Below are 17029 nucleotides of genomic sequence, written 5' to 3' on the forward strand. Positions count from 1 at the left end.
AGATCGCGTTAGTGCCAAGGGTTTTGGTGAAGTGACGCCCACGGCTTCTCGTCAATTAACGCGCGTGGAAGCGCAATGAGCCTTACCCTAGCTACCGTGACGAGAGCCGCGTACTCGCCGATTCCCACCACGGAAACACTTGATATCGCCGAAAGCGTCCCGCAGTGGACATCGCTTCAGAAACTGGGTTTCCGACTGCTTTTCACCGTTGGTGGTGGAATGCTTGCCGTCACCGGCGGTGTGGTTCTGTTGGTCACGGTATTCGGCAGTGTCGTGGGTTTCGACGAGGGCCACTATCCGTGCGAGCGCCTGCTGTGGCTACTCGCGCAGATCGGTAGCTATCTGACTCGAGGTCGCAGCGTCGAGATCACCAGGTCTGCCGGTGGAGACATGTTGTGGATGTGGTGTTTCCAACTCGGATGGATTGCGGTGGCACTGCCCATCACTGCGTTGTGGACGGTCATGGATCGGCGGCGTCCCAACTACCGGAGCCTGGCTGCTTCGCTGTTGGTGTTCGCGCGCTTCGGCCTGGCGTTGGTGATGATCTTCTACGGGTGGGGCAAGGTGATCCCCGTCCAGATGGGGTATATGGCGCTGCCGGAGCATCAGCTGCAGCTGACGGGTGACACCAGCCTGTTCAACGTCCTGTGGGGTTTCGTAGGGGCCTCCGAGCCGTACTCGGTCGCTATTGGTCTGGTCGAACTGCTGTCGGGACTGCTCCTGCTGTGGAACCGCACGTGGGTGCTCGGGGCGCTCGGGTCGGTGATCTCCACAGCCCAGGTGTTCCTGCTGAACATGACCTACGACGTGCCGGTCAAGCTGGTTGCGGCCCAATTGTTCCTGGTGGCAATCGCTATCACGTGCCCGTATTGGCCGAACTTGGCGCGCGTGATCTTCAATCGCGGCGGGACCCGCCCGGTCGAGCTGTGGTCGCCGCTGTGGGCAGACAAGCGCTGGCTGCGACGAGCTGGAGTGGTCGCCAAATTCGGCATCGCCGCCATGCTGCTGGCCATCACCGGCGTGGGTGGCGTCTTGGCGTACATCGGCTATCACACGCCGAGCTCAACGCTCGACGGCGTCTGGCGCGCAACATCATTCACTGTCGATGGGCGCGAAGCGACGCTGAACCAGGCAAGTCCGCAGCCGTGGGTCAACGTCGCCATCACCGACCGCAACAAGGTGCGCCAACTCGGCGTGGTCAGGTTTGTCAGCCAGGGGCCCGCGGGCTACACCACCAGGTGGCTGCTCAACATCGACGGAGATCGCCTCGAGCTGCGCGAGCCGGAGTCGGATTCGACGCAGGTGGTGCTGCGCGCCACCCAGCCGGACAAGGACCGGTTGGTGCTGACGGGCGAGCTGGACGGCAAGCAGATCAAGGGCACATACGAGCGGCGATTCATGGAACGCAGCAAGTCGCACTTCCGTCTGGTCAGCCCGCCGATCCCCATGGATTCGGTGCGGTAGTCCCGGATGCCGTAGCGGATGTGCGGTCGAAATCGGTTGACGCGCATCAGCGCGCATCCGTCGCCAAGCCCGTCGCGCGCATATCCTGGTTTGCAGGAAGACATAATCCGGCTGGCTGCCGCTGTGGCAAGCCGTAGCGACGGTCGGCCACGAGCGACGCCGCACTATGCGACGCCCGGATCTCCGGGAGGCAGCAATGTTCGAGGAAGCTCAGCTCTATGCTCCGGTGACACGCTCGGGAGATGGCGTCACCGTTCACCTGGCTGCCGACCACCCAGGTGCGGTCGACCCCGAATACCGTGCGCGGCGCAATGAGATAGCCGCACTCGCCATGGATTGGCAGCCCGGCACACCACCGCCGATCGCGACGTACACCGACGCCGAGCAAGAGGTCTGGCGCATCGCGTGCGCCGAACTGCACAAGCTGCACCGGCGGCTGGCCTGCGCTGCCTACCTGGAGGGCCGTGAGCGACTGCAGCTTCCCGAGGATCACATTCCGCAACTCGTCGACGTCAACGAGATGCTCAAGCCGCTGACCGGCTTTCAATACGTGCCGGCAGCCGGCCTGGTGCCGCTGCGCGAGTTCTACGGTTTCCTTGCCGATGGGATTTTCCACTCGACGCAGTACCTCCGGCACCACTCCGTGCCGCTGTACACGCCAGAACCCGATCTGATCCACGAGGTGGTCGGGCACGGCAACTGTCTGGCTCACGATCGTTTCGCGGCGCTGTACCGGTTGGCGGGACAAGCGGCACGGCGCGTGGAAACGGCTGAGGCGCTGGAGTTCGTCTCGAAGGTCTTCTGGTTTTCCCTGGAGTTCGGTGTGGTGCGCGAGCACGGGGAAGTGCGCACCTATGGCGCGGGGCTGCTTTCCTCATACGGCGAGATCCAGCAGATCGAGCATGCCGAACTCCGGGCGCTCGATGTCGGCCGCATGGGTGTTCAGACGTACGACATCACGCACTATCAGCCGGTGCTCTTCTGCGCCGAGGGTTTCGATGAGATCGAAGACGTGGTCGGTGCGTTCTTCACCGATGTCGACGACGCCATGGTCGAGCGCCTGCTGCATGACGCGTCGGCGCCGACCTGAGCGGCGAAGTCCGAGGCGATCAGCCCTTCCAGACAACCTTGTCGGTGCCGCCGGCGTCGCGATAAACGACGCTGTCGGGTGCCGTACCGCCGCGTACGTCGAAATAGATCCGGCCTGATGTCTGGCTGCCCACCGCGATCGGTTGATTGGGTAGACCGTCGGTCTCGTTGCCCTTCATATCCGCATAGGTCGAGCTGTTGACGGCCCGCGCGTTGAAATCGGAAATGTTGGGTGTCGGGAAGCCGCTCACCGCCTGAGCGGTGACATCTGAGTACCAGATGCCGTCATTGTGGCCACTGGGCTGCAAGTTGCTCACGGTGTATTGGATGGCGCCACCCGGGCTGGGTATCTCTGCCGATTGGCCGAATTGCAGCGCTTCCGGGTCGGCCAGCGCCGGTGCCGCTGCCAACACTCCCGCCGTCACGATTCCGGTAGCAACAGCCGTCGTTTTCGATGCGATCCGTGAGAACATCACGTCAAGCTCCCTTCGCCAAGCCCTGTTGTCCAGGCGTAATTACCGTCCGACCTACAGTCGGTCTATCCAAACCGGCGGGTTTCAAACCTGCTCGGCACGGCGGTGCGCACAGTGTGGCGACCACCAGAACCTCTACGAACGTTTGCTACCACCGGCCTGAGCCACCGAAAGCCATTGAAGTGACGAACAATACGGCGGTTGGATCACCGCCCGGATGGTGTCGAAGTAGGGTCTGCGCATGGACCTCGAGCCGGTCGAGCAGCGGATCCTGGGAAGCCTTCTCGAAAAGCAGGTCACGGTTCCCGCGTCGTATCCTCTGACGCTGTCTGCCCTGCGCACCGCCTGCAACCAGACCAGCAGCCGCGAGCCGGTCATGGACCTCGACGAACGGACGGTAGAGCAGACGGCCAGAGCGCTCAAGGACCGCGGGTTGTTGCGCATCGTGTGGTCCGACACCGGACGGCGCACTCTGAAGTATCACCAGACCTTGTCGGAGCTTCTCGAACTCGGCGACGACGAGCGGGCGGTGCTCACCGTGCTGCTCCTGCGCGGACCGCAGGCGCCCGGAGAATTGCGCACTCGAACCGAGCGGCTGTTCCCGTTCTCCGACCGTGGCGCGGTCGAAGCGTGCCTGGACCGGATGGGCAAGCGGGATCAACCGCTGGTGCGGCGGCTCGACCGGCGACCGGGCCAGCAGGACTACCGATGGGTGCACGAACTGGGCCCAGTCGACACGGGCGAGCTGCCCGTGCGCCCGGCGGTCGATCGGGAGGCGCCCATCGCGGACTCGCCCGAGGCCCGCGACGATCGGGTGCGGGCGACCTACGGTGCCGTGGCTCCCGCCTACGCGCGTGAGCTGTCCGACGAACTCGACGCGTTGCCGTTCGAGCGCTGGCTCCTCGAACGTGTGGCTGTGGCGGCCCGTGATCTGCCGATCATGGATGCGGGCTGCGGTCCGGGTCACGTGACCGCGTACCTCGCAGCCGCCGGCGCGGACGCTCACGGTCTCGACCTCAGCCCGGAGATGATCACCCAGGCGCGGCAGCGACATCCTGACGTCGGCTACGAGGTGGGGGATCTGCGGCGTTTGATGCGGCCGGCAGCGGCCGCCGGTTGGGGTGCCGTCCTCGGGTGGTACTCCCTGATCCACCTCGCCGCATCCGAACTACCCGGCGCGGTCGCCGCGCTGGCTCGGCCACTCGCATCCGGTGGCCTGCTGGTGCTCGCTCTGCATGCCGGTGACGAGGTACGCCGGGTGACCAACTGGTTCGACACCGACGTGCCTGCCCTGGACGTGGTGCTGCATGATGCGACCACGGTCGTTGCGGCGGTACAGGCGGCGGGGCTCACCGATGTCGAGTGGTATCTGCGCGGACCGCATGAATCGCGCGGCGAGACCACCCAGCGACTGTACGTCGTGGCCCGGCGGCCATGACGGACTGATCCACGCGCCGACTCCGATATCCGTTGCGGGACAGGGGCTGAGCCTATCCGCAGACGGTGTTTCTATGGTCGCAGGATGTGGTCGGGTGTGACGGTGTCGACGAATGCTCGCGCCGCGGCGGCGAGCTGACCGTCGGCGGTGGCCAGCGCATCGGCCTGCAGCTGCGTCAGCGCGATGTACTCGGCGCGGTACGTGTCCGGCCAGTTCAGCTCGGCGGCGATCCGCCACGCGTGGTCTTGCAGTGATCGGTCGCCGAGTAGTCGGATCCGCAGCCCGCGAATTCCGTCGAGAACCCGTCGGCCGATCCGTTCGTCGATCTGACCGCAGCGCACCGATTCATACACGAGGGCCAGCGCCTGCGAACGCAGCAACGTGGGGGCCGCCAGGCTGTGCTGCGGTGGAATGGCCACGCCGCCACGGGCGAGGTCGATGGCCACCTGTGCATCGATGACGAACGTTGTCATACGAGCACCATCGCACGCGTCGGTGTGCGTTGCCGACTGGCTGGGTCGGCGAGGCGCACCAGGTCACGGCAAACATCTCGCCGTGGTCTCAGTTGAGCAAAGGTCTTGCAGCCCACCCGGCTTACGGCGGCCGGCACCGTCTCGTTGGCGTTAGTGTTGGACGTTGTGGTCGAGGTGGGCAACTATGTGAAGCGCTGGCGTACAGCGCTTCACCTGATCCTGTCGGCAATGGTGGTTGTCACCCTCGGGCTTACCATCCCGCCCGTAGCTCACGCGGCCGCGGCCGCGGCGACCCTATCGGTGACATCGACGTGGCAGACCGGCTTCATCGCCCGCTTTGTCATCACCAACGCCAGCACGGTGCCGCTCAGCGACTGGAAGCTCGAATTTGACTTGCCGCCCGGCGAATCCATCTCGCACACGTGGAGCAGCACCTTCACCCAATATGGCACGCACTATGTGATCGGACCCGCAAACTGGAACCGCATCATCGCCCCGGGCGGTACCGCAACGGGCGGGATCCGAGGCGTGCTCAGCGGCTTCTACTCGCCACCGTCGAATTGTGTGCTCAACGGCCAATATCGGTGCAGTTAGCGACCAGGACGCGGCTCAGGTGGCAAACAGTCTCGACGTCCGTTCTTCATGACGCATGCCGCTGATCTCCAGGGCGGGTGTTGTGCTGGACAATTCGTGCAGTGGGCGCTCGCAAGCCTCCTTTGACAGCTGGACAGCCAACTCGGCGCCGCGTAACTGGATGCGCTGACTCTGCAATGGGCCCAATCGGCCCAGCCGCACCGCGGCGCTGAGCAGCGAGGCCATCATCGATTGCATCGAACCGAGCACGGCGATGTGCCGGGGAATTCCGAGTCGCGACTGGACCGCGCCGTCGACGACCGCCGCGTGGCCGGGAAAGACTCCGGTGATCACACCGGAGATATATGCATCATCTCCCACCATGCCGATTTCCGTTGCGGTGGAAGCGAGTTGGCGGCCGATCGCTGTCGACGCGGTCCTCGCGTTGCCGAAGAGCTTGTACGAGGCGGCGAGTTCATCGAGTTCGGCAAGACGGTCCGGTGCGTCGGCCGCACTCCAGGCGTGCGCGGTGATCGTGGCGTCCAACGGAGCGTGGCCGTGGATGAGGTAACCGAACACCGTGGCCTCCAGGGTGGCGGCGTCGGCGTCGGGGTGTGCGGCCAACCATTCCTCCAATCCATGGCTGTGGACCAACCGCCCCGCCGGAAAAGCGCTGTCGTGCAATTGCATCCAGAGTGCCGCTCCGACGTCGGGATCAGTGGTGATGGCCGGCATGGCTATCCGCGGACGTACGGGACCAACCGTTGCGGGCCATCGCGACGGCGCCCACTTCGCCGACGAGGCCGAGGTCGGCGAGCAGATGCTGGGCCGCGTGGGCGCTGGTGAACAGCGGCGCGGTGAGCCCGTCGTCGTCCACGTCGACCGGGGCATGCTGATTGCCGAGCACGTGACCGAACATCATCAGGGCGCGGCCGGTGTTGTCCGCGAACCGGACTCGGATGGCGGGTTCGGGCGGACGGCGCACCACTATCACCTCGGCCCCGTCATCGCTGATCACGGCGCCGTCGTGCAGGAAGGTACCGCGGGGGAGGACGATCATCACCTCGTAACCGGTATCGGTGGTGACCCGCTGACGGTGTTTACTGGCGTCGCCCCAACCGATGTCGACGTGATGTACTTTGCGCCCGGCGAACTGCGGGTCGGTTGCGTTGCCGAGAATGGCTTCGGCGTTGAGCATCGTGGCACCTTTCAGTGGGGCAGGACGGCGTCGCGCACCGCCGCGTGGACACGCTGTTGGGCATGGCGTAGCGCAGGCGCACGGTCTGTGGTCAGTCGCGCAAAAATACCGGCGGAGCCCGGCAACTCGCCGACCCCGCCACGCACGCCGGACAGGCCTGCCAGTGCCTTTCGAACCACGTCGGTGACCGGTCGTCGACCCGGAGTGAGCACCATCATGCTGGCGACATAGTCGCCGTCGAGAAACTGCGCGACCGACGGAGCGAACCGCTGCCGGTCCCGTGCCACCACGCGTCCCTCGCTGCGCACCGTGACGGCAAAGTCACTGCGGGCGTAGCGGAACCGTTCGCCATGGGCGATCCGACCAGCGGCCACGGCTTCCCACCCGATATACGTCCCGTTCGGCGAAATGTCGATCTCGAGATTCTGGTCGAACTTCGAATCTGATTGCGGTATGACCGTTTTGGGCAAGTACTCGAGCGTTGCGTCGTCAACCACGGTGAACTGCAGCCGATGCGTGGCACCCGGGCCGTCCCCGGCGTACACCTGGGTGGCGGCCTGGGTGGTGAGCAGCAGGTGGGATCCCGGCCCACACACCGCGGTGGTACGCAGGTTGTCGTCGGAGAACGTCCCACCACTGGGGCTCTGGACACAGAGCAGCGCGGCGCGCGGAAACCGCTCATCGGAGTGCAGGGCGGTGGTGACCCGCTGCGGAAACCGTTGCCGGAGGTTGCTGATGCGGGTCCGCCCCGTACCGTCGATGACCGCGTGGACGGACAGCTCGCCGGGCTCGATCACGGGCGGCTCGGGACGAGCATGGCGTCACGCAACAGAACCTCGGTCAACTGGTCCAACCCGTTCCCGGAGCGAAGGTCGGTGAACACCGTCGGCTTGGTCGGTCGGGCGATGTCACAGTCGCGCCGCATCCCGTCCAGATCGGACCCCACCAAGTCGGCGAGGTCGATCTTGTTGACTACCAGCAGATCCGCCTGCAGCAGACCGATGCCCTTCTTGCGGGGGATATCGTCACCGCCGGCCGTGTCGATCACGAAGATCCAATAGTCGACCAGGTCCGCGGTGAACGTGGCGGCCAGATTGTCGCCACCCGACTCGATGAGGATCAGGTCGAGGTCCTCGAACTCCGCGGCCAGCGACCGCGCGGCGGCCAAGTTGGCTGACGGATCCTCACGGATCGCGGTGTGCGGACACGCCCCGGTCTCCACGGCTCGCACCCGGCGGGGGTCGATGACACCGCTGCGCCGCACGCGCTGGGCGTCCTCGTCGGTCACCAGGTCGTTGGTGATCACCGCGACGCTGAGACCCTTTCGGACGAGTTCGGGAACCAACGTCTCCACGAGTCGGGTCTTCCCGGACCCGACTGGACCGCCGATACCGATTCTGAGTACCTCACTCATGTTGTCTTCCTGCCTATTTCAAGGTGTAACGCCGCCCCAGCGGGACAGCTGTCATCGGGGTACTGGTGCACAATTCGCCGTCGACGATCACGCGGTAGGTATCGGGTTCGATCGAGATGTCGGGCAGGTAATTGTTGTGCAGCAGATCGGCCTTGGTCAGGGACCGGGCGCCGCGACAGGCTACGAGGGGGGTCTGCAGGTCCAGCTTTCCGGCCAGCCCGCCTGCGATGGCCCCCTCGGCGACAAAGTTCACCGAGACGTCGGCAGGGGTGCGACCGTAGGCTGCCCACTGAGGTCGGTATTTCAGTGGTTCGCAGGTCATCAGTGAAGCGTTGGCCTCACCCATCACCGACCAGGCGGGGAATCCGCCCTTGAACACGACTTCGGGACGAATACCGAAGAACTTCGGCTCCCACAGCACGATGTCGGCAAGCTTGCCCGGCTCCAGGGAGCCGACCTCGTGGTCGATGCCGAAGAGGATGGCCGGGTTGATGGTCAGCTTCGCGATGTAGCGGAGGATCCGGGCGTTGTCGGCCGGGGCGCCGCTGGTCACATCCTCGGGGAGGGGCCCACGGGTGGCCCGCATGTGCGATGCCAGTTGCCATGTTCGCGCGATGCTTTCCCCGATCCGCCCCATGCCCTGGGAGTCCGAACCCATGGCCGATATGGCGCCGAGGTCGTGCAAGACGTCCTCGGCCGCGATGGTTTCACGGCGGATCCGCGACTCCGCGAACGCGACATCCTCGCGGATCCGCGGGTTGAGATGGTGACACACCATCACCATGTCCAGGTGTTCGTCGAAGGTGTTGAGCGTGTAGGGGTTTGTCGGATTCGTCGACGATGGCAGGCAGTATGATTCGCCGACCACACGCATGATGTCGGGTGCGTGCCCACCACCTGCGCCCTCGGCATGGTAGGTGTGGATGGGCCTGCCGCCGATGGCGGCCATCGTGTCCTCGAAGAACCCCGCCTCATTGAGAGTGTCTGAGTGAATCTGCACTTGCAGGTCCAATTCGTCGCCGGCGTCCAAGGACGCGCGGATTGCGGCGGGCGTTGCGCCCCAGTCCTCGTGGATCTTGTACCCGATGGCACCGGCGAGCCCCTGTTCGATCAGGGGTGCGGTGCTCGATGCGCTGCCGTTTCCGAGGAATCCGAAATTCATCGGGAATGCCTCGGCCGCCTTCAACATTCGGGCCAGGTTGGTCGGTCCTGACGAGGTGATACCGACCGTCACGGGACCGAGTCCGCCACCGATCATCGTGGTGATGCCGCTTGAGATGGCCTCTTCGACCAGTCCGGCGCTGTCGAAGTGCACGTGAACGTCGATCGCGCCCGCAGTGGCGATCATGCCCTCGCCGGAGCGGATGTCGGTGCCCGCGCCGATGATCAGCTCCGGGTCGACGCCTGCCATGGTGCGTGGGTTACCGGCCTTGCCGATGCCGGCGATGCGGCCGTTACGAATCCCGATGTCGGCCTTGCGGATACCCAGCACGGCATCGATGATCAATGCGTTGGTGATCACGAAATCCAGCGCACCCTCGGCGTTGGTCACGTCGCCGTGCACGGCCATACCCTCGCGCATGGTCTTGCCGCCGCCGAATACGGCCTCGTCGCCGTACACCGTTGCGTCGGCCTCGACCTTGGCCAGCAATTCGGTGTCGGCCAATCGAACCCGGTCGCCGACCGTGGGCCCGTACAGTTCGGCGTAGCGCTGACGGCTGATCCGGTGCGTCATCTCAGGCCTCCGAATCGAAGAAGCCGTGCTGGTGCAGGTTGGTCATGAGCTCTCCACTCGGTTCGGTCTTGGTCGGGCCGTTCGTCATGTCGTTCTGTCCGATGACGACTTGTTCGCCGGCGTACTGCGTCAACGAAACATCCTGAGCCTCACCCGGTTCGAATCGCACCGCGGTGCCCGACGGGATGTCGAGACGCATCCCGAAGGCTGCGGCCCGGTCGAAGCGCAGTGCCCGGTTGGCTTCGAAGAAGTGGAAATGCGAGCCGACCTGGATCGGCCGGTCACCGGTGTTCTCGACCGTCACCGTCGCGGTTTGCCGGCCCGCGTTGAGCTCCAGATCGCCTTCGGCGGTGAGGATCTCACCGGGTATGACGGCGAGCTCGGCCGCGGTCCGGTTGCCCGGGGTGATCGCGTCGTGCACGGTGACCAGCTTCTGCCCGTCTTCGAAAAGCGCCTCCACCTGGACCGAGCCGAGAAGTGTGCGGACGCCGGGCAGCACGTCGTCATCGGTCAGAAGGCCGGCACCGTGAGCAGCGGCCTCGGCAACGCTGCCGCCGGCTCGCGCCGACTCGGCGACCTCGTCGGCGATCAGTGCCCGCGCCTCGGCGTAGGTCAGGGCCAACCCGGCAGCGCGCCGCTTGCGAGCCAGTTCGGCGGCCAGAAAAAGCAGCAGCCGGTCTTCATCCTTGGGTGTCAGATGCATGATGTCAGCCCGTCGATGCGGCGGCTGAGAGCCGCTTCTGCCGGTACGGGTCGGAGTGGCTCGAACATCAGCGCGGTACGGCGATGTCGGGTGAGCTTCAGCATGTGTCGTGGCCCCTGTCGTGTGACGGTGAGTTCTCGCCAGCGTAGAAACGGCCGCGATGCCCGGCTATGGGAGGAATCTCCCATTTGGTGCGCCAAACATGCGCTGCCAATTATGGTTTCGCCAGTGGCCGCGTTCCGTGTTGAGAGATCGGGCAAATGTCGGCTGAATTCTCTGAATGCGGCACAGATTCACATTTCGGGGATTACACTCCGCGGAGCCGCGGTCCGTGACACCTGAGGCGGACCAGTTCTGGTGAACCGCACGAAGGGACTTCTGGCGATGGCAAGCACCTATGCCGCGATGCTGGACAGTGACGCCAGCATTGAAGACCGGGCAAGCGAGGTGCTGGACGCCCTCGGTAAGCGGGTGGCGTCGTCCGCGTCGGCGATCTGCCTGTGGGACCCGATTCAGCATCGGCATCTCTCCATCGCAAACCACGGCTACCCCAATGAGGTGATGGATCACTTCAACACCTGGTTCGTCGAGCACGACCCGCTGTTCGATGCGATGCGCAGACGTAGTCTCGGAGCGCTCCGGTGGCGCGATTTTCCGGCCTACCGGACCACGTACTCGGTGACCGGGGTCTTCGCCCCCGCTGGGTTCGACGAGGGGCTGTCGGCGCGGCTGGTCACCGCTGAGGGCAATTACGCCGGCACCATCCACGTCAACTGTGACGATCCCCGTTATCCCAGCGATAACGACGTGGACGAGATCAACATGCTGCGCCTGCAGATGGCCGAACACCTGGACCTCTCGGTGAGGCCACGCATGGTGGCCGAACTGATGGGGCCGGAAGCTCAGGCCTGGGCGGTCGACAGGACGGGCCGTGCGCACCTGTTGCGGCTGGGCGGCCAGTGGGACGCGCCCATCGATGAGGCACTTGTCGGTGAGATGGCGGCGGCCACAGTGGGGGGTACGACGACGCGTTGGCATGACGGAACGGGATGGTTGCATGTGCGGCACATCGGAACGGCGCCGCGGTTCCCGCAAGACAGCCTGCACGCCGTCATGCTGATCACCCGCTCCGCGCTGCCGTTCGGGATCACCCCGCGCGAACTCGATGCCCTCACCCTTGCCGCCCGCGGCTTGACCAACAATCAGATCGCGACGCAGCTGTTCATCAGCGTGCGTACGGCGGGACACCATCTGGAGAGTGCGACGGCCAAGCTCGGCGCCAGCAACCGGGCGTCCTGCGTGTCGCAGGCCATGTCGTGGGGGTTGTTGTCCGGCAGAATGTTGCGCGATCTCGACACCCATGGTGTGGCGTCCGGGTGAGATCCGCTCGGCATCGACCGAGTGTCGTGCCGGGACAACCGAATGGGAGATTCCTCCCATAGCCGCGGCAATGCGGCCGTTTCTACGCTGTCGAGAACTCACCGTCACACGACAGGGGTCCTGACACATGCTGAAACCTACTCGCGCGATCACCCACCTGGGCGAAACATGGCTGCACCCAGACGCTTTCGGATCGATCAGGCAGAGCGGTCCGTCCGCGGACTGGGCCGGCCGCTGATGGGTAATGTCGGACTGCTATTCGTCGGGGTAGTGCTCCTGGTCAACGGGTTGGTGGCCATCGGAGTCGTCGATGGGCGCGGTGCAGCGCCGCTGAATTTGTTCGTCGGATCCGCTCAGATCGTGGTGCCGACGCTGGTTCTTGCACAGTCGGGAGGCGACCTCGCCGTCGTCAACGCCGCCTGGCCGAGCTATCTGTTCGGATTCACCTATCTGTGGTTCGGGCTCATCCAGATCTTCGACATCGACGGGCGGGGATTCGGTTGGTACTGCTCGTTCGTGGCGGTGGTGGTGACTTTTCTTGCGATCAGGAGCGTCGGCACAGACCCGGTGTTCGCCGTCATCTGGGCGACCTGGGCCATCATCTGGACGTTGTTCTTCGTGATGCTGGGGCTTGGTGTGACGAGGGCAGGACGGGTTGACCTGGGACATTTCACCGGATGGTTCGTGATATTGCTGGGTATCCCGACGTGTACGGTCCCCGCGCTCCTGCTGCTCAACGGGCTCTGGACGACCTCGGTGGCGGCGGGCTACGGCGCGCTCGTGGTGTTGGCAATCGCGACAGTGCTTTCGGTGGCGCTGGCACAGCGCAGTGCCCGTCGTGATACGTCTGCCGATGTCGGCCACGACGTCAAGGCGGATCTACGGGTCTGACCTGTCTAGGGCGTCAGACCGGTGATTGCGGCCTTGGCAGTGGCACAAAGCGCCTGAGCTTGCCGCTGCCTTCACTGCGCACGAGCCTCTCGACCGTGCGTATCCGAACAACCGGCGACGTGACGCCGAAGCGCTGCATCGCCTTGGCCAGCGCGGGGGACAAGTCCGTGACACCGCCACCCGCCACCACGATGATGTCGGCGCCGCGTTCGGTCTGCACCACCTGGTATTCGACGATGCGGGGGTCGGTACCGAGGACATGTCGAAAGGCGCTGGCCGGCACCGTATATGGGCCGTACACGAAGTCATCGTCACGGCGGCCGCTGATGTCGGCGACGCGCGGGTAGGCCATGCCGCACGCGCACGGCTCGGACGTCATCGTGATCTCGTCGCCGAGGTCGTAGCGGATGAAGGGGAACGTGCGGTTCGACAGGCAGGTCGCAAGCGTCCGTCCGTCGACCCTTTCGAGGATCACCTCGTCCTCGCACACATGCAGTCCGGATCCCTGCGAACAGCCGACAGCCTGCACCCCGATTTCCGTTGAGCCCCAAAGATTGTGCAGTGGGGCATGCCAGGCATCGACGATGGCGTCGCGGTCTGCGGCCAGCAGTGGTTCGGAATTGGTGCTCACCCGGACAGGGCGGATGCGCAGGTCACCCGTCAGCGAGGCGCGCGCGAGCCGGCCGATGACGCTGGCGTACCCCACCAGGTGCGTCGGGGCGTACCGTTCGACCGCGGCAAGTACCTCCTCGAACGGTGCGCCGGCTTCGATGACCAGGGTCTGCATGTCTGCGGTGGTCGGCACGTCGAACAGCGGGGTGCTGGCGTGAGGCGGCAGCCCTGCGGTGAGCACCGCCAGTCGCGCATTCGGCACCGAGCCTTGACGGCGCTCGTCCCGAGCCTGAATGCGCCAGGCAAGGCACGCAGTGGTGACGAAGAACTGCCAGTCCCAGACGTACACCCCGCGCACCCCGCTTGAGCCGCCAGAACTGAACACCTGCTGGTCGCCGGAGGTGTAGGAGAACCAATCCTGCTCACTCAGAACATGTTCTGCCTGAGCGCGATTGAGATCCGGTGTGGTGATGATGGCGTCCCACTCCGCTTGTGCCTCCGCTTTCGTCAGTGCCGGTACCGATGCCAGGTCGGCGGCGGTCACCGTATCGAGGTCGAGTCCGCGCAGCCGGGCGGCGTAGAACGGCGAGCGTTCGCGTGCGTAGCCGAGCAGCGATCGCAACGCCTGGTCGCGGTGGCGGCGGAGTCGATCGGCCGACCAGTCGAGGCGGCCGACGTGATCGTCGAGTGCCGATTGAACGGCGCTGAGATGGGCGGAGCGAAGGCGTTCGTACGCGGCCCGGTCCATGGCGGCTCCTATCTCCGAACCGAGTGTGTCACGAGGACACCGCAATCGGCGTGAGCGTTGCATGGCCTGCCCCATCGCCGGGCCGTCGCCGCGAGAAACTGCTTCATCCGAGCCTGTTTCGGGTCGTCTCGGCCGGTCGCACCACGCTGACGGCCGCTGGGCACATCGCAATCAATGCCACATGTCCCAGCCGAGGTGCATCCGTCGGGTATCCGGCACGGAAGAAGTCGGCGATCCGAGAGACCAGTGTGTATCCGTTCATGTCAGTGCTCCTTCGACAGATCGTTGTTGTGGTTGCGCCGATCTCCGGCGCGCAGCAACTATCACCCCGGCGCCATGGTCACGGCTCGCTTGTGCGCGCAAGCCGCGCAGTGCGCGATCTTGTGCTTGTGCGCATTGTGCTCATCGCCGTGGCGCCCTGATCGCGACGACGGAACGGATGGGCTCTTGTGCAAAAGAAGGTGATGGTCGAGGAAGATCAGCGATGGGTAGTTTGAGTGAGCGAACGACGAAAGTCGCCTTCGCGTCCCGAGTGAGAGGGCCGGTCACCGTGATGCGGGTGGTCAAGATGGTCGCACTGGTCGGCATGCTGGCGCTGACCGCAGGATGTGGATCGAGTCCGACGACGTCGCCCCCGAGCCCGCCGAAACCCGGCGGGTTGGCGCAAGTGCTGCAGCGCGGCACGGTTCGCGTGTGCAGTACCGGTGACTATCGCCCATTCACTTATCGTGATCCCCGAGGCGCTTGGAGTGGCCTTGACGTCGATATGGCCAACGATATGGCCGGTCGGCTCGGAGTCCGGGTAGACATGGTGCCTACCACGTGGGCAAACCTGGTCGACGATCTGAACAACAAGTGCGATGTGGCCATGGGCGGAATCAGCATCACGCTGAAGCGCGCCGAGCAAGCCCTCTACAGCTCCCCGTACCTGCGTGATGGGAAGGCGGCCATCGTTCGGTGTGCTGACAGTGCGAAATTCCAGACCCTGTCCGAGATCGACCGGCCGGGTGTCCGCGTCGTGGTCAATCCCGGTGGCACCAATGCTGATTTCGCCAAGGATCATCTGCACAACGCGCAAGTGGTGAACTATCCCGACAACAATACGATTTTCTCGCAAATCGTCAGCGGTGTGGCCGATGCCATGATCACGGACACCAGCGAGATCCGTTGGCAGGCAAGACAGAATCCTCAGCTCTGTGGTGAGAGCCTGGATCACCCGTTCACGTTCTCGCAGAAGGCGTATCTCATCACGCAACCTGCGACAGACCTGCAGCAGTGGATCAATCAGTGGCTGAACATCACCCTGAACGACGGAACGTATGCCGCGCTGAGCCAGAAGTACTTTGGCGCGGTCACCGGACCGTGAGGATTCGTAGACGATCGCAGGCGGCGTCGGGGCCGCTCTCGACACATGAGGCCAAAGGTTGAGCCGACCAAAGTTTTTCACCCCGGTTTTGCGGCGGTTTCGTTTCCGTCCGCCGGCACGGCAGGGACACATCGAAGGGCCTACGGTGCAATTGATGGTGGATTTCATCGAGCATTCGTGATCTTCTACACAGATGCTCTGGCTCGCCGTCTATGGCCGCGTCGTAGGTCGGTTCGGAGCTACGAGGACCGCAATTGCCCGCCACGCCGGTGGTTCGGTTGCCGTCCGGGTCGCACGAGCGGTTCAGCAACTTGATCACACCGCAGGAAGACGCGAGAGGAACACCATGAGGACGATCGCATCCCGTAATACGGCCCTTGCCGGCTTGGCGGCCGCCGCTCTCATCACTGTCGGCTGCAGCACTGGAAACGGCGTCGACGAGTCGGCGTCACCGCAGGTCGGGTTGATTGCGACCACGACAGCGGCGGCCCCAGCGGATCCTGCCGTGGTGAAGCTGATCGGGGAACGGGACGTCGAGGTGACGCTGACCGGCCCGATCGCTGCCAAGTACCAGTCGGCAACCCAGCATCAGAAGGACGCCCTGGGGAAACCATTGACCGGTGACCACAACGCCGGGACACGGGACAGCGGGGTGGTGTTCCAGCAGTTCCAGGGCGGCGTGATCATCGCCAAGAACGACCAGGCGGGCACCCCCGCGTACATCACGTGGGGCAAGATCCGCGAGGCGTGGAATGTCCAACGCGACGCGAACGGCGTACCTTCGGTCACCGGCGACAACGGCTCCGCCGGCCCGCTGGGCGTGCCCACCAGCGACGAGAACGCCGTCGGGGATGTGCTGGTGTCGACGTTCGAGCACGGCAAGATCGAGTACAACCCGAAGACCGGTCAGGTTGAGGTGACGGTCAACGACAAGGTCGTGCCGTCGGGGCTGTAGCGGCGGTCGCGCAGCCCCACAAGTGAATTGAGCGGCTTCGAGGTCGCGGTCTGCGCGTCGCCGCTATCTCGGCATGGGGGCTTTGTCGTGTCGCAGCGCGGCGAGGACGCTGGGTTGGGTGATGTGGCTGCGCTCGTAGCCCAGATATGACGATCGTGTTCGCGGACTGATAACCAGGCCCAGCAGCTGCGGCGGAGGTGGTCTCCTTAGCAGCCACACCTGAAAACGGTGTGGGCGTTGGACCTTGGTAGCCATAGCCGTCAGTCCAATGGTGAACGCCCGCAGGCGGATACGGGTGTCCCGGTGTCGGTTTCGGCTAGAGCTGTCTGCGGCGTCGCGGGCGGAACGCGTCTTTGACCTTTTCAGCAGCGTCTTTGAGGTGAGACGCCCGCTGATCTGCCCTGCCTTGCGCTTCCAGCTGGGGATCGCCGGTCGCGCGCCCGAATGTCTCCTTGACCTTGCCCCTGACCCGATCCACTTTGTTCCTGGCCTTGTCGGCGCCACTCATCGCACCACT

18 protein-coding genes are annotated in these 17029 nt (G+C 64.8%); 8 read left to right on the forward strand and 10 right to left on the reverse strand.

What is annotated here, in order from left to right:
- Nucleotides 1-75: 75 nt before the first annotated feature.
- Together RMCB_RS07595 and RMCB_RS07600 are read left to right on the forward strand one after the other, a co-directional pair.
- Entirely contained in the window at nucleotides 76-1464 is a 1389-nt protein-coding gene (locus RMCB_RS07595; RefSeq protein ID WP_051244364.1) for a hypothetical protein, read from the forward strand.
- A gap of 196 nt (nucleotides 1465-1660) precedes the next feature.
- Entirely contained in the window at nucleotides 1661-2554 is an 894-nt protein-coding gene (locus RMCB_RS07600; protein WP_062828276.1) for a phenylalanine 4-monooxygenase, read from the forward strand.
- 19 nt (nucleotides 2555-2573) lie between these two features.
- Here the strand turns inward: RMCB_RS07600 and RMCB_RS07605 are convergent, their stop codons facing one another.
- Nucleotides 2574-3029 carry a DUF1942 domain-containing protein gene (locus RMCB_RS07605; RefSeq protein ID WP_062828277.1) on the reverse strand — a complete coding sequence of 152 codons (456 nt, stop codon included), beginning with the start codon at nucleotides 3027-3029 and terminating at the stop codon, nucleotides 2574-2576.
- A gap of 238 nt (nucleotides 3030-3267) precedes the next feature.
- Between RMCB_RS07605 and RMCB_RS07610 the strand changes: the two genes are divergently transcribed.
- Nucleotides 3268-4464 carry a DUF480 domain-containing protein gene (locus RMCB_RS07610; protein ID WP_062828278.1) on the forward strand — a complete coding sequence of 399 codons (1197 nt, stop codon included), beginning with the start codon at nucleotides 3268-3270 and terminating at the stop codon, nucleotides 4462-4464.
- Nucleotides 4465-4535: 71 nt separating this feature from the next.
- On the opposite strand, the gene RMCB_RS07615 is transcribed toward RMCB_RS07610, so the two are convergent.
- Nucleotides 4536-4937 carry a type II toxin-antitoxin system VapC family toxin gene (locus tag RMCB_RS07615; RefSeq protein ID WP_062828279.1) on the reverse strand — a complete coding sequence of 134 codons (402 nt, stop codon included), beginning with the start codon at nucleotides 4935-4937 and terminating at the stop codon, nucleotides 4536-4538.
- A 165-nt stretch (nucleotides 4938-5102) separates the two neighbouring features.
- Here RMCB_RS07615 and RMCB_RS07620 point away from each other — a divergent pair, with 165 nt between their 5' ends.
- The gene (locus tag RMCB_RS07620; RefSeq protein WP_234792030.1) at nucleotides 5103-5531 is read left to right on the forward strand and encodes a cellulose-binding domain-containing protein; all 429 of its coding nucleotides are present in this window, start codon (nucleotides 5103-5105) and stop codon (nucleotides 5529-5531) included.
- 15 nt (nucleotides 5532-5546) lie between these two features.
- On the opposite strand, the gene RMCB_RS07625 is transcribed toward RMCB_RS07620, so the two are convergent.
- Genes RMCB_RS07625 through RMCB_RS07650 form a run of 6 tightly spaced genes read right to left on the reverse strand, consistent with a single transcriptional unit; the run spans nucleotide 5547 to nucleotide 10560 of the window.
- Nucleotides 5547-6245 (reverse strand): urease accessory protein UreF, encoded by a 699-nt coding sequence (locus tag RMCB_RS07625; RefSeq protein WP_029373421.1) that lies wholly within the window; start codon nucleotides 6243-6245, stop codon nucleotides 5547-5549.
- Entirely contained in the window at nucleotides 6226-6708 is a 483-nt protein-coding gene (locus RMCB_RS07630) for an urease accessory protein UreE (RefSeq protein ID WP_062828281.1), read from the reverse strand. Before RMCB_RS07630 ends, RMCB_RS07625 begins: the two co-directional genes overlap by 20 nt.
- Before the next feature lie 11 nt (nucleotides 6709-6719).
- Nucleotides 6720-7505: an urease accessory protein UreD gene (locus RMCB_RS07635; protein WP_062828282.1), complete on the reverse strand. Its 786-nt coding sequence runs from the start codon at nucleotides 7503-7505 to the stop codon at nucleotides 6720-6722.
- Complete coding sequence (gene ureG, locus RMCB_RS07640) at nucleotides 7502-8122, reverse strand: urease accessory protein UreG (protein WP_062828283.1); 621 nt, start codon at nucleotides 8120-8122, stop codon at nucleotides 7502-7504. Before ureG ends, RMCB_RS07635 begins: the two co-directional genes overlap by 4 nt.
- A 13-nt stretch (nucleotides 8123-8135) precedes the next feature.
- Nucleotides 8136-9857, reverse strand: coding sequence for an urease subunit alpha (ureC, locus tag RMCB_RS07645; protein WP_029373425.1), 1722 nt, complete (start codon nucleotides 9855-9857; stop codon nucleotides 8136-8138).
- 1 nt (nucleotide 9858) lies between these two features.
- Nucleotides 9859-10560 (reverse strand): urease subunit beta, encoded by a 702-nt coding sequence (locus RMCB_RS07650; RefSeq protein WP_062828284.1) that lies wholly within the window; start codon nucleotides 10558-10560, stop codon nucleotides 9859-9861.
- A 384-nt stretch (nucleotides 10561-10944) separates the two neighbouring features.
- Here RMCB_RS07650 and RMCB_RS07655 point away from each other — a divergent pair, with 384 nt between their 5' ends.
- Nucleotides 10945-11940, forward strand: coding sequence for a helix-turn-helix transcriptional regulator (locus RMCB_RS07655; RefSeq protein ID WP_062828285.1), 996 nt, complete (start codon nucleotides 10945-10947; stop codon nucleotides 11938-11940).
- Between the two features lie 237 nt (nucleotides 11941-12177).
- Nucleotides 12178-12831, forward strand: coding sequence for an AmiS/UreI family transporter (locus tag RMCB_RS07660; RefSeq protein WP_062828349.1), 654 nt, complete (start codon nucleotides 12178-12180; stop codon nucleotides 12829-12831).
- A gap of 13 nt (nucleotides 12832-12844) precedes the next feature.
- Here RMCB_RS07660 and RMCB_RS07665 read toward each other — a convergent pair whose 3' ends face one another.
- Entirely contained in the window at nucleotides 12845-14191 is a 1347-nt protein-coding gene (locus tag RMCB_RS07665; RefSeq protein WP_109784201.1) for a phenylacetate--CoA ligase family protein, read from the reverse strand.
- Nucleotides 14192-14759: 568 nt separating this feature from the next.
- On the opposite strand from RMCB_RS07665, the gene RMCB_RS07670 reads away from it, so the two are divergent.
- Both RMCB_RS07670 and RMCB_RS07675 read left to right on the forward strand, forming a co-directional pair.
- The gene (locus RMCB_RS07670) at nucleotides 14760-15557 is read left to right on the forward strand and encodes a transporter substrate-binding domain-containing protein (RefSeq protein ID WP_234792031.1); all 798 of its coding nucleotides are present in this window, start codon (nucleotides 14760-14762) and stop codon (nucleotides 15555-15557) included.
- Between the two features lie 346 nt (nucleotides 15558-15903).
- Nucleotides 15904-16512 carry an LGFP repeat-containing protein gene (locus tag RMCB_RS07675; RefSeq protein ID WP_029373431.1) on the forward strand — a complete coding sequence of 203 codons (609 nt, stop codon included), beginning with the start codon at nucleotides 15904-15906 and terminating at the stop codon, nucleotides 16510-16512.
- 316 nt (nucleotides 16513-16828) lie between these two features.
- On the opposite strand, the gene RMCB_RS07680 is transcribed toward RMCB_RS07675, so the two are convergent.
- Entirely contained in the window at nucleotides 16829-17020 is a 192-nt protein-coding gene (locus tag RMCB_RS07680) for a CsbD family protein (RefSeq protein ID WP_029373436.1), read from the reverse strand.
- Between the last annotated feature and the right edge of the window lie 9 nt (nucleotides 17021-17029).

This window comes from Mycolicibacterium brisbanense (genome assembly GCF_001570425.1).
In the GTDB taxonomy this organism is placed as follows: Bacteria; Actinomycetota; Actinomycetes; order Mycobacteriales; family Mycobacteriaceae; genus Mycobacterium; species Mycobacterium brisbanense.